We start from the raw sequence: 12065 nt of genomic DNA, 5'->3' as shown, positions 1-12065 counted from the left end.
GCTGTAAGGCTACTCGGAAACATTGCGGCATGAGTAAATTTGCAGAATCAGCAATCTTGCAGAATTAGTTCCCTGCAATCCTCCATCTCCCTCATGGTGAGCTTGTCGAACCACACACCTAACGCCATGCAATCAGCGAATCCCACTTCAAAGATCTAACTGTCGAGCGCCGCTGTCAGCTTACCACCGCCGCCATAGGCAAGGCAGTCGGCAATGGTGGTCTTGTCAAGCACCCCGCGGGTGACGTTGGCGACCTCGCTGAAGACATGGCGGATTTCGCAATTGTCTTCGCTGTCACAATCTTCGCAACGCCGATAAGCAATCTTGCTGAGACAAGGCAGAGGTGCGATCGGCCCGTCGATCAGTCTGAGGACCTCACCAAAGGTAATGTCTTCCGCCTGCTTGAGCAGCAGATAGCCACCCATCTTGCCGCGACGGCTCATGACAATGCCCTGATGTTTCAGATCAAGAAGTATCTGTTCCAGGAACTTCTTTGGAATATTCTGCTCTTCCGCGATATCCGAAATGAAAAGGGCCTTTTCGGCATCGGCTCTAGCAAGAACGACAAGCGCCCGAAGAGCATATTTGGCTTTCTGCGAAATCATGATTGTTGCCTGACCACCCTATGAGATGCAGTCATAGTCCCTCGCTCGACATTTTCTAGTGCTAAATTGTTAAAAAATTGAGTTTTTTCATGGCGGACAAATGTCTTAAAAATGGCTGTTAAGACTCTGAAAAATAATAACTCATTAAGAATTGAGCGCTTGAAAAGTTGCGAAAGCGTTAAAATCGATACACGATTAAACAGGTAGTGATTGTTGACAAATTTTTTCAACCGGTCATCATTGAGTATCGGTTGACCCTAGAGGCAACTGCACTCTGCAACCCAATTGTTCCTTGGAGGTCGCAATGTACAGTGAAGTATCAGGCATCTTTAATCGGGCAGAACGTCTGTGGCGCGAGGTATTTACCTCAGAAACGCTGGATATCGATACACGCGATTCCAAGAAGCGGGACAGCGACGAAGCTTCCGCCAAACGCCACCGCAACTGGACGGAGGAAGATTTCCTCTGGTGCTGGCAGCATCGCGGCTTCTGGTAAGAACCACTTTCCCATCAAAATGCTGCCTCGTGCTCCGGCGGGGTAGAAACGGATTGCAGAATCGCCCCGCAGTATTCAGGGCGATTATTCCATTTCAGATATTTATTGGAATAAAGTTTTAATTGGCTGACAATTGTTGGAATTCCAATTCTTTCGCTCCCGGAAATTTGACGGCATTCTCAGAAAAAATATCCGTTCTCCTATGAAATCGTTGGGTCGGATGGGGCTGGGTCAATAAGGGCGGCACGAAGCGTGCCGGCTGCTTGGGAGAATGCAATGAAAAGATTGTTCGTCTATGCCACAGTTGCACTGGCGCTGGGTCTCGGACCGGTGAAAGCTGCAGAGCCGACTGAAATCCTCAATGTTTCCTATGATATTTCGCGGGAGCTTTACGAGCAGATCAACAAAGCCTTCACCGCAGCTTACAAGAAAGAGGCGGGCAAGGACATAACGGTCAGCCAATCGCATGCGGGATCATCGAAGCAGGCACGGTCCATTCTGGAAGGGCTCGAAGCCGACGTTGTGACCTTCAATCAGGTCACCGACGTACAGGTTCTGCATGACAAGGGAAACTTCATTCCCGCCAACTGGCAGTCGCGCCTGCCGAACAATTCGTCGCCGTATTATTCCCTGCCGGCATTTCTGGTTCGCGCCGGAAATCCGAAGCACATCAAGAACTGGGATGATCTGGTTCGCGACGATGTGAAGGTGATTTTTCCCAATCCGAAGACATCCGGCAATGCGCGCTACACCTATCTGGCGGCCTATGCCTATGCGCTTGAAGCGTTCAACAAGGATGAGGCCAAGGCGCAGGAATTCACCAAGAAGCTGTTTGCCAACGTACCCGTCTTCGATACGGGCGGCCGTGCCGCAACCACGACTTTTGCCGAACGCGGCATCGGCGATGTGCTGATCACGTTCGAAGCTGAAGTTCTGGGGACACGCAAGCAGCTGGGCGAAGACAAGTACGAGGCGGTGGTACCGCCGGTCAGCCTGCTCGCGGAGTTTCCAGTCACCGTTGTCGACAAGGTGGTCGACAAGCGCGGATCGCGGGCAATTGCCGAGAGCTATCTGAAGTTCCTCTACACGCCGGAAGGGCAGGACATTCTCGCCCAGAACTTCAATCGCGTGCACGACGAAACCGTCAAAGCCAAATATGCCGCACAGTTTCCCGAGACGCGCCTGCTGACCGTGGAAGATGTATTCGGCGGCTGGGACAAGCTGTCGAAGGAACATTTTAGCGAAGGCGGTATCCTAGACAAGGTTTTCACCAAGCGCTGATCAACGGCTGATCGCCCCGAAGGCGGCATGGCATTGGCTATGCCGCCGCATTCTTTACAACCCCTGCTTGCTTTCGTGTGGGCACGTATTAGAACCCGAGCATGTCGTTGTTTTCAAAATCCAGCCAGCGCGGAATATTGCCGGGGTTCAGCCTGACCCTTGGCGTGACGTTGCTGTATTTCACGATCATCGTGGCTTTGCCCCTGCTGGCGATGCTGTACAAATCGGTGAATCTCGGCTGGACGGATTTCTGGACCATCATCTCTTCCGAGCGAGCCGTCGCGACCTACAAGATAACCATCGGCGCCGCGCTGCTGGCAACTTTGTTCAATGCGCTGTTCGGCTTGCTGCTCGCTTGGGTACTGGTGCGTTATGAGTTCCCCGGGCGGCGGCTGCTGGATGCGGTGGTCGATCTGCCCTTTGCCCTGCCGACTGCGGTGGCAGGTCTTGCGTTGGTTACCGTCTTTTCCGTTAATGGCTGGTTTGGCCGGTATCTGGAGCCATTGGGGGTGAAGATTGCCTATGCGCCGCTCGGTATCGCCATTGCCATGATGTTCACCAGCATTCCCTTCGTGGTCCGTACCGTGCAGCCGGTGCTCGAAGATGTGGCGCTTGATGTCGAGGAAGCGGCGCGCTCGCTTGGGGCGACGAACTGGCAGATTTTTGCGAGGGTGATTTGGCCAGCGATTTTCCCGGCATTCATTGCCGGTTGCAGCCTGTCCTTTGCCCGCAGTCTGGGAGAATTCGGCGCCATTGTCTTCATCTCCGGCAATCTGCCATTCCAAACCGAGGTCATGTCCCTGCTCGTCTTCATCCGGCTCGATGAATATGACTATCCGGCAGCAGCGGCGATCGCCACGGTGATGCTGGTCCTTGCCTTCCTCATGCTTTTCGTCACCAACTCCATTCAAGCCTGGCAGCTCCGTTATGCAGACCGCAACTGATCTCGCCACCGCCGCGAAGATGCAGTCCTCCCGACGGCATGGTCAGCGCCCGGGGCGCTGGTCGCATTGGCTGCTGATCCTTGCCGCCATGGCTCTGTCTGCGCTGTTCATCGGCGTGCCGATCGCGGTGATCTTTACCTATGCATTGCGCGAGGGTGTGGCGGTCTACTTCTCGCAGATCGCCCAGCCGGCCACGCTGCATGCGATCTGGCTGACCGTGCTGACGGCAATCGTCGTGGTGCCAATCAACATGATCTTCGGTATCTGCGTGGCATGGCTCGTGACGCGGTTCCGCTTTCCGGGGCGGGGATTGCTGATCACCTTCATCGAGATTCCGTTCTCAGTCTCGCCGATTGTCGCGGGTGTGACCTACCTCTTTCTTTATGGCAGTCAGGGCCTGTTGGGTCCGCTGCTGGAAACCTATGACATCAAGATCATGTTCACGGTGCCGGCGATCTTTCTTGTCAGCCTGTTTGTGACCAGCCCGTTCGTGGCGCGGGAACTCATTCCGCTCATGCAGGCGCAGGGGAGTGAGGACGAGGAAGCGGCCATCACCCTTGGGGCGTCAGGACTGCAAACTTTCTTCTATGTGACACTGCCGAATATCCGCTGGGCGCTGCTTTATGGCGCCGTGCTGTGCAATGCGCGCGTCATGGGTGAATTCGGCGCGGTATCGGTTGTCTCAGGCGCCATTCGCGGCCAGACCAACACGCTGCCGTTGCAGATCGAATTGCTGTTCAACGACTACAATGTGACCGGGGCCTTTGCTGCTGCATCGACTCTGGCTCTGATTGCGGTGGTCACCCTCGTGCTGAAGTACTTCCTCGAACGCAAACAGGCAGGTTAGATCCTACCCGTCGCTTCATGCGGCGCGTCTGGTGCGAAAAGGTTCGTTCTGCCGCCGCATCGAGTCCGCCAGAATGTATCCTTCCGGCCATGTGCCAAAACCGCTGGCGACATTGATGTGCCCGGCATGGCGCATATCAACAAATCCCGAACCCCAGGTTTCCGCGAGTGCCCGCGCCTTGTTGATTGACATGTAGGGGTCGTCCCTGCTGGCGGCGACGATCGAGGGAAAACTGAAGTCGTGGCGCGGCAAGGGGGCAAAGCTGCGGAATTTGGGGTCCTGCACGGCCATGCGCTCGGCATCGGCTGGCGCCACCAGAACCGCGCCGGCCACATGGGCGGCGGAAGGGCGGCTTGCCAGATGTGCGACGAGAACACAACCAAGGCTATGGGCAACAAGAATGGCGCCGGGTGTTTCCGAGATCGCAGCTTCAAGCACGTGCAGCCACTGTGAGAGAACAGGGTTCTCCCAGTCCTCCTGTTCGACAAGGCGGGCAGCATCGTCATCGGCAAGCCACTGCTGCTGCCAATGGCCTTTTTCAGAGCCGCGATATCCCGGAATAATCAATGTTGTCATCAGGCACTCATCCTTCCAGTTTCGGGAGGAAATGTTGAAGTCAGAGCCTGAAAATAGGTGCGGGCCTCCATTTGTTGAAGGAATGGGGGTCTAAAAGGTGCTGGGAATGGAAAAAAATTCCAATGCCAAAATCCGAAATCGCGAAATTGCTCTAGCTCTCGGGGTCTTTTTTGTACCAGCGCAGCAGCAATTGCGAGCGTTCGAAGAACAGGACAACAAGCAGCGACAGGGCGAACGGGATCAGCAGGTAGAACAGGCGGAAAATGATGAGCGCCGCCAGTACATCGGCCTGATTCATATCGGGCAGGCCGGTGAGGAAAACCAGTTCCAGTACGCCAAGGCCACCGGGCGCATGGGAAATCAGTGCCGCAGAAAATGAGATGAGAAAGATTCCGAGAATGATCAGGAAGCCGGGATTACCCGCTTCCGGCAGGGTGAAGTAGATGATGGCTGCAGCACCGATCAGTTCCACCGGTCCGACAATCAGCTGCTGGGCAACAACGGACAGTCTCGGATATTCCAAGGTGAATTTGCGGATGCGCAGCGGGCGCAATTGCAGCCAGCTGCCGAAGACGTAGAGCAGGACCAGCGCGAGAGCGCCGAAGCCGAGGAGGTAACTGACATAGAGCGGCGTTTCCTCGTTGAAGCGCTGCAGGATATGCGGTTCGAGCAGGAGGACAACGGCGCTCAGGGTTATCGTGCCAAGCATGAAGGTGAAGGAACAGAAGGCAATGAGAAGTGCGATCTCGGGTGCGCTCATGCCCTGTGAGGAATAGGCGCGATAGCGCACCACGGCACCCGATATCACCGATGCACCGATATTGTGCGATAGAGCGTAGGTGGTGAACGAGCAGAGTGTGATGAACAGCCAGGAAATCTTGCGGCGCAGGTGCAACAGGGCGATGCGGTCGTACCCCGCAAGTGCCGCATAGGCGACCAGCGAACCGAGTGCCGCCAAAACCCACCGATGGGCCGGAATGGCATAAAGGCTGTGGATTACGTCATCCAGCGAAATGCTGCGCAACTCCCGATAGAGGAGCCATGCGGAAATACCGACTGCAGCCAGTCCGACAACTGGCCATACATAATCCTTTAACTTCATACCTATCCCTGTCTCGTCATTCTCACTCGGCCTGCGCAGTCCCACCAAACGCACGCCACGAACCCCATTTCTTGTTGTTATGCCGGTAACGGTTCCTCCGGCTTAGGTTTGTCCAGATCGAGAATATGCGCGACTATACCACGGGCGATCTCCCGTTCGCCCATGATGACCGCATCGGCACCGAGATCCTGCAAATGCTGAACCTCCGCATCGGAGTGCGCCCGTGCGAGGATGCTGATCGCCGGGTTGGCCGCCCGTGCCTTGACGACAATCTGCCCCGCTTCAAAGGCATTCGGAATGGCAATGATAAGCTGCCGTGCCTCCGCAAGGTTGGCGGCTGCCAGAACATCGCCATTCGCTGCATTGCCGACGATGGTTTCAACATCATCATCCCGCAGTTTTGCAACAGTCTTGTCTGCATCTTCAATTACGAGGAACGGCTTGCCGACCTCTTTCAGCGCATCGCCCACCAGACTGCCGACACGGCCATAGCCGATGAGGACCGCATGGTCCGTCAGAGTCGTCTGATGCAGCTCTTCCACATCAGGCTCTTCAACAACGGCGATTTCCGGACCTGTCTCGGCCGTGGAGGCATAGCGCTTTTCCAGCCAGGGTTTGAGATATCCCACGCCTGCAAACACAACCGGATTGAGCAGGATTGACAGAATGGCACCGCCGAGAATGAGATCGCGTCCTTCCTCGGGCAACATGCCGAGCCCGACACCGAGCTCCGCAAGGATGAACGAGAATTCGCCGATCTGCGCCAGACTGGCCGAAATGATCAGGGCCGTTCCCGTGGGATAGCCGAACGCCAGAACAATGAAGAATGCTGCCAGCGATTTACCGACCACGATGATCGCCAGCGTCGCCAGCAGAGGCAGCGGATCATTGATGATGGTCATCGGGTCGAACAGCATGCCGACGGAAACAAAGAACAGAACGGCGAAAGCATCGCGCAGTGGCAGGGATTCTTCGGCTGCACGATGGCTGAGTTCGGATTCGCTCATGATCATGCCGGCAAAGAAGGCGCCAAGTGCCAGCGATACGCCGAACAGTTTCGACGCACCGAAGGCCACGCCAAGGGCAATGGCGAGCACGGCAAGCCGGAAAAGTTCGCGTGATCCGGTATGCGCGATGGCATGCAGGGTCCACGGAATGACGCGGCGGCCGACAATGAGCATGACGGCGACGAAGGCAGCGACCTTGCCGAGCGTGAGAGCAATGATCCCGCCAATGCCGAGATTGAAATAGGTGGCAATGGGGTCACTCGCCACATGGGCCGCGGCCTCGGTCACCGGGTTCTTGCCGTTGAGGGCACCGGCAATGGCTGGCAGCAGCACCAGTGCCAGAACCATGGCCAGGTCTTCGACGATCAGCCAGCCGACGGCGATGCGGCCACGCTCGGTCTCGATCAGGCGGCGTTCCTGCATTGCGCGGAGCAGCACAACGGTACTGGCGACGGACAGGGCAAGGCCAAAAACGAAACCGGCCTGCATGTTCCATCCGAGTATCCAGGCAAGACCGGCGCCAAGCAATGTTGCAACGACGATCTGTACGATCGCACCGGGAATGGCGATTGCCCGGACGGAGAGCAGGTCTTTCAGCGAGAAATGCAGCCCGACGCCGAACATCAGCAGGATAACGCCGATCTCGGCAAGTTCCGCGGCGAGTTCCTGATCGGCGACAAAACCGGGGGTGTGGGAGCCGGCGAGAACGCCGGCGATGAGGTATCCGACAAGGGGAGGAACGCGCAAACGGTTGGCAATCGCACCGAATATGAAGGCCAGAACGAGGCCCACTACGATTGTCGCAATCAGCGGCGTTTCATGAGGCATATGTCGGTGTCTCCCCCTGGGTCGTGATGAAAAATAATCATGTCAACTGCGAACAGCTAATGACTGCTTCAGTATTGCGTACGCATGATGTCTTGCAAACAACTTTTGTCATTCTGCGGCGTAGGAAATGCAATTTTTTTCATACGCCGCAGATATTTAGCCTGAAGAGCTCAGATCAGAGACCGATCAGCTCTTCACAGCCGGTGTCTCGCTCGAACCGATGCGGTGCGTGTGGTTCTTTTCCCACCAGGTTCCCAGCAGCAGAAGGATCGGTGCTGCAATGAAGATCGAGGAACTGGTGGCGATCACGACACCGAACAGCATGGGAAGTGCAAAGTTTTCCACGGCCTTGCCACCCCAGATTGCCATGGGGAGCATGGCAAGGAAGATGGTGACGGAGGTGTAGATACAACGTGCCAAGGTCTGATTGATACTCATATCAATGATCTCGCGCAGCGGCATCTTCTTGTGAATGCGCAAGTTCTCGCGCATGCGGTCATAGACCACCACCTTGTCGTTGACGGAGTAACCGATCATCGTCAGCAGCGCCGCAATGGCGGTGAGGTTGAAGTCGAGCCCCATGAGGGCGAAGAAGCCAACAGTCTTGGTCGTATCGAGGATCAGCGTGGCAATTGCACCGAGGGCAAAGTGCCACTCGAACCGCCACCAGATATAGAGCAGCATGGCGATACTGGCGAGGATAACCGCCAGAACGCCTGACCGTGCCAGTTCCTGACTGACCTTTGGTCCGACGACTTCCGAGCTTTCGATCTTCACACCGGCATCGAGCTTTTCAACCGCTGCCTTGACCTTGGTCACGGCAACCGTCTGGGCTTCTTCGCCTCCATCCTGACGCTGGACACGAATCAGAACCTGATTGTCGCCACCAGCTTGCTGCAGCACGACTTCACCGAGCCCGAGTTCTTCGAGCGAGCTGCGCATGGTTGCAAGATCGGCAGGCTTGGATGTGGTGATCGCAACCTGAATACCGCCCTTGAAGTCGATGCCGTAGTTGAGGCCCGGATGGATGAACAGGATAATCGAGGCAATCGACAGGAAGATCGAAACGCCGATACCGAAGAAACGCGCGTTCATGAAGGAGATCTTTGTCGTCTCCGGAACGAGCTTGACCACGTGTTCGATGTGGATGGTCTTCATCTTGCGGCGACGAACGATGGCCGTCATGACGATACGCACCACCGTAACGGCGGTGAACATCGAAATGAGCGTGCCGATGACCATGGTGACCGCGAAACCGCGGATTGGGCCGGTGCCGAAGAGGAACAGCAGCAGCGTGGAAATCAGGTGCGTTACGTTCGCGTCGACGATGGTCGCGTAAGCGTGCTTGAAACCGCGGTCGACCGCGGCCATGGCGCCAATGCCCTTGCGGGCTTCTTCCCGGATACGTTCATTGATGAGAATGTTCGCATCCACCGCAAAACCGATACCAAGGATAATAGCGGCAATGCCGGGCAGGGTGAGGGTGGCGCCGATAAGGCTGAGGACGCCGAATGTCAGGATGACGTTGAGAGCCAGAGCCAGATTGGCGATGAAACCCCAGGTGCCATACAGAACAAAGATGAAGCCGACGACGAGCGCGAAGCCGACAAGACCGGTCAGAATACCCATCTTGATGACGTCGCCGCCAAGATCAGGACCGACAGTGCGTTCTTCGATAACCGTCAGCGGAGCGGGCAGGGCACCGGCACGCAGCAGGGCCGCCGTTGTTACCGTATCCTGCACCGTGAAGTTACCGGTGATCTGGCCGGAGCCGCCGGTGATCGGCACCTGAATGACCGGAGCGGTCAAGACCTTGCCGTCGAGAACGATGGCGAAGGGGCGACCGACGTTCTGGCTGGTGATATCGGCAAACTGACGGGCACCGACATTGTCAAAACGGAACGAAATGATCGGCTGGTTGGTCTGCGGATCGAAGGCCGCGCGGGCGTCGGTGAGACGTTCACCGCTCAAGGCAACACGGTCCTCGACGGGATAGGTCTCACCGGGATTTTTTGCATCCGGCAGGATGGAAACGCCGGGAGGCGGCGTGTCACCGAAATTGCGATCGGCGACCATGTGGAATGTCATCTTGGCCGTGCTGCCGAGCAGTGCGCGCAACTGGGATGGATCCTGCAGACCCGGAAGCTGGACGACGATACGATCCGAACCGACACGCTGGATGGACGGTTCGGCCACGCCGACCTGATCGACGCGCCGCCGGACGATTTCAAGACTCTGCTGCAGGGCGTTATCGAGCCTGTCCTTCATGCCCGCATCCGTCAGGGTAAGGCGGATCGTGTTGTCGGCCGAAGTGATGTCGATATCGCTGACCGGAGCAGCAAAGCCGACCTGCGCGACCTGCGCTGTCAGTTCCTTCAAAACGGTCACCGCACGGTCACGCTGGGCCTGATCGGCAATCGTGACGATCACGGAATCACCGGCAATACGGACCGACTGTGCCTGAATGCGTTCAGTGCGCAACTTGTTGCGCGCATCATCCAGCATGGCGCGGATGCGGTCTTTTTTGAGCGCTGCTGCGTCTACTTCGAGAACGAGATAGGAACCGCCACGAAGATCGAGACCAAGCGAGATCTGCTTCTTGGGCAGCCAGTTTGGCAAGGCATCAAGCTGTGCTTTGGTGAAAATATTGGGGAGTGCGAGGATAATGCCCGCAATAATGATGAAAATATAGGTTCCCAGAACCCATTTCGAAGTGCGCATATCAGTGTTCCGTTATGAATTGCGGCGCTGCTGCCGAGAGATGATCACATCTGGTCCAGGCGGCTGCCGATTGTGTTGCGTTGAGACCGTTGCCAGGCAACGGACTGCCTCAGGCAAGCGTGGCGGGTGGTGCCCGGGCGCTGAAAACGCCGATTCGGTCGAGCGCGAGGCTCGATCCGGGTTCAGAAGATGAGGTCAGCGTTCCGCCAACCAGAAACAGGGCCTTGCCATCCGGCAAAATGCCGTCGTGCGAGCTCGCATCCGCGCGCAGACCGCCCTTCATTTTCAGATGCAGGGCTTCCAGCGCGGCAATGCGCATGGAATTCTGCACGGGCGTGGAGCGATTGTCATTTTCGTGCGCGACACGAGCATCATCGCGAACTGGTGCGCTGGCACGATTGTTGCGCAAATCCGCTTCCGGAGCGGCGATATAAACGGCGCCCAAAGTGGCAATAAGCCAGAATATAGAAATCAGCAGCGGAGCGGACCCACGCCTTTCTGATTTGCCATTTCTGTTCAAGCCCATATGCGTTTCCAACAGTTCTCTGTCGCGGTCTGTCAGACCCCGTTGCGACTCTATTTATGAAGTCCGGCAAGCTGAGTCACTTAAAATCGTCGTGTGACTGGCCTCGTGGACAAAAAAACCGTCCTTTTTGTGAAGCGCTGGGCCTTTCAACACGCCCTGTGCAGGAATCGGGTGGCAGTTGTGGTGGAATTGCGCTCGATTGCTCGGAACTTTTGATGATCGAGGAAGCTGCAATGCCCGAACTGAACTCAGTAGACTGGACCGCTGCGGAAACGGAGATGGATGCCTGCGGCTGCACGATCCTGCGCAATGTTCTGTCGCAGTCGGAATGTGAGACACTGGCTGGCAGCTATCCGGATGATACGATTTTTCGCAAGCGCATCGTCATGGCACGGCATGGCTTCGGGCAGGGCGAGTACAAATACTTCTCCTATCCGCTACCGGAAGTAGTCCATGGGTTGCGTGAAGCGCTATACCCGCCGCTGGCCGGCATAGCCAACCGCTGGAACGAGCAGATGGGCATCGACATCCGTTATCCGGATGCACACCAAGCATTCATCGAGCGTTGCCATGCCGCCGGACAGGACCGGCCAACGCCGCTGCTGCTGGAATATGGCGCGGGGGACTACAACTGCCTGCATCAGGATATTTACGGCGTTCACGTGTTCCCGTTGCAGGTGGCGTTTCTGCTGAAAGAGCCCGGAACGGATTTCACCGGCGGCGAATTTGTCCTGACCGAACAGCGTCCGCGCATGCAATCCCGAGCGGAAGTCGTGCCGCTTCGGCAGGGTGATGGTGTGGTCTTTCCGGTCAGCCAGCGCCCCGTCAAGGGATCGCGCGGCTATTACCGGGTCAACATGCGCCATGGTGTGAGCCGCGTGCGTAGCGGCAAACGCAACACGCTCGGGATCATCTTTCACGATTCGAAGTAAGTACGTGCATTGTTCGTGGTTCGACAAGCTCACCATGAGGGAGAGTGGTGCTGTAAAGCTAATCGGAAGCATTGCAATATGCGCAATCAAACAGAATATAGCTCCCTGCAATTCTCCACCTTCCTCATGAAGAGCCTCACTCTCCCTCATGGTGAGCTTGTCGAACCACGAACCACCCACCATAAACCACGCATTGATCT

At 56.6% G+C, this 12065-nt stretch carries 11 protein-coding genes; 5 read left to right on the top strand and 6 right to left on the bottom strand.

Annotation, left to right across the window (positions count from 1 at the left end):
- Positions 1–155: 155 nt before the first annotated feature.
- Positions 156–605 (bottom strand): RrF2 family transcriptional regulator, encoded by a 450-nt coding sequence (locus tag FHW16_RS11370; protein WP_182549299.1) that lies wholly within the window; start codon positions 603–605, stop codon positions 156–158.
- A gap of 304 nt (positions 606–909) precedes the next feature.
- On the opposite strand from FHW16_RS11370, the gene FHW16_RS11365 reads away from it, so the two are divergent.
- The 4 genes from FHW16_RS11365 to cysW all read left to right on the top strand — a co-directional run bounded on the left by FHW16_RS11365 (position 910) and on the right by cysW (position 4173).
- Positions 910–1101: a hypothetical protein gene (locus FHW16_RS11365; RefSeq protein ID WP_182549519.1), complete on the top strand. Its 192-nt coding sequence runs from the start codon at positions 910–912 to the stop codon at positions 1099–1101.
- 276 nt (positions 1102–1377) lie between these two features.
- On the top strand, positions 1378–2382 hold the full coding sequence (locus FHW16_RS11360) for a sulfate ABC transporter substrate-binding protein (protein ID WP_182549298.1): 1005 nt from the start codon (positions 1378–1380) through the stop codon (positions 2380–2382).
- A 101-nt stretch (positions 2383–2483) separates the two neighbouring features.
- Positions 2484–3326, top strand: a complete 843-nt coding sequence (cysT, locus tag FHW16_RS11355) for a sulfate ABC transporter permease subunit CysT (RefSeq protein ID WP_182549297.1) — start codon at positions 2484–2486, stop codon at positions 3324–3326.
- A 19-nt stretch (positions 3327–3345) separates the two neighbouring features.
- Positions 3346–4173 (top strand): sulfate ABC transporter permease subunit CysW, encoded by an 828-nt coding sequence (gene cysW / locus FHW16_RS11350; RefSeq protein ID WP_432652025.1) that lies wholly within the window; start codon positions 3346–3348, stop codon positions 4171–4173.
- Between the two features lie 15 nt (positions 4174–4188).
- Here cysW and FHW16_RS11345 read toward each other — a convergent pair whose 3' ends face one another.
- The 5 genes from FHW16_RS11345 to FHW16_RS11325 all read right to left on the bottom strand — a co-directional run bounded on the left by FHW16_RS11345 (position 4189) and on the right by FHW16_RS11325 (position 10933).
- Positions 4189–4752, bottom strand: coding sequence for an alpha/beta fold hydrolase (locus tag FHW16_RS11345; protein ID WP_182549506.1), 564 nt, complete (start codon positions 4750–4752; stop codon positions 4189–4191).
- A gap of 148 nt (positions 4753–4900) precedes the next feature.
- Positions 4901–5851 carry a lysylphosphatidylglycerol synthase domain-containing protein gene (locus FHW16_RS11340; RefSeq protein WP_182549295.1) on the bottom strand — a complete coding sequence of 317 codons (951 nt, stop codon included), beginning with the start codon at positions 5849–5851 and terminating at the stop codon, positions 4901–4903.
- A 77-nt stretch (positions 5852–5928) separates the two neighbouring features.
- Positions 5929–7686, bottom strand: a complete 1758-nt coding sequence (gene ybaL, locus FHW16_RS11335) for a YbaL family putative K(+) efflux transporter (RefSeq protein ID WP_182549294.1) — start codon at positions 7684–7686, stop codon at positions 5929–5931.
- A gap of 186 nt (positions 7687–7872) precedes the next feature.
- Positions 7873–10407, bottom strand: a complete 2535-nt coding sequence (gene secD / locus FHW16_RS11330; protein ID WP_182549293.1) for a protein translocase subunit SecD — start codon at positions 10405–10407, stop codon at positions 7873–7875.
- A 109-nt stretch (positions 10408–10516) separates the two neighbouring features.
- Positions 10517–10933, bottom strand: a complete 417-nt coding sequence (locus FHW16_RS11325) for a hypothetical protein (protein ID WP_182549292.1) — start codon at positions 10931–10933, stop codon at positions 10517–10519.
- Positions 10934–11166: 233 nt separating this feature from the next.
- Between FHW16_RS11325 and FHW16_RS11320 the strand changes: the two genes are divergently transcribed.
- Positions 11167–11865 (top strand): 2OG-Fe(II) oxygenase, encoded by a 699-nt coding sequence (locus tag FHW16_RS11320; RefSeq protein WP_246711717.1) that lies wholly within the window; start codon positions 11167–11169, stop codon positions 11863–11865.
- Positions 11866–12065 lie beyond the last annotated feature (200 nt).

Source organism: Phyllobacterium myrsinacearum, assembly GCF_014138285.1.
Taxonomy (GTDB): domain Bacteria; phylum Pseudomonadota; class Alphaproteobacteria; order Rhizobiales; family Rhizobiaceae; genus Phyllobacterium; species Phyllobacterium myrsinacearum_A.
The sequence above is the reverse complement of the archived record's forward strand: the minus strand, read 5'-3'. Positions and strand labels throughout refer to the sequence as shown.

Coding starts and splice junctions, on each gene's coding strand:
- FHW16_RS11365 (WP_182549519.1), top strand. CDS start 910: ATGTACAGTGAAGTATCAGGCATCTTTAATCGGGCAGAACGTCTGTGG.
- cysT (WP_182549297.1), top strand. CDS start 2,484: ATGTCGTTGTTTTCAAAATCCAGCCAGCGCGGAATATTGCCGGGGTTC.
- FHW16_RS11340 (WP_182549295.1), bottom strand. CDS start 5,851: ATGAAGTTAAAGGATTATGTATGGCCAGTTGTCGGACTGGCTGCAGTC.
- ybaL (WP_182549294.1), bottom strand. CDS start 7,686: ATGCCTCATGAAACGCCGCTGATTGCGACAATCGTAGTGGGCCTCGTT.
- FHW16_RS11325 (WP_182549292.1), bottom strand. CDS start 10,933: ATGGGCTTGAACAGAAATGGCAAATCAGAAAGGCGTGGGTCCGCTCCG.
- FHW16_RS11320 (WP_246711717.1), top strand. CDS start 11,167: ATGCCCGAACTGAACTCAGTAGACTGGACCGCTGCGGAAACGGAGATG.
- secD (WP_182549293.1), bottom strand. CDS start 10,407: ATGCGCACTTCGAAATGGGTTCTGGGAACCTATATTTTCATCATTATT.
- FHW16_RS11360 (WP_182549298.1), top strand. CDS start 1,378: ATGAAAAGATTGTTCGTCTATGCCACAGTTGCACTGGCGCTGGGTCTC.
- FHW16_RS11370 (WP_182549299.1), bottom strand. CDS start 605: ATGATTTCGCAGAAAGCCAAATATGCTCTTCGGGCGCTTGTCGTTCTT.
- cysW (WP_432652025.1), top strand. CDS start 3,346: ATGCAGTCCTCCCGACGGCATGGTCAGCGCCCGGGGCGCTGGTCGCAT.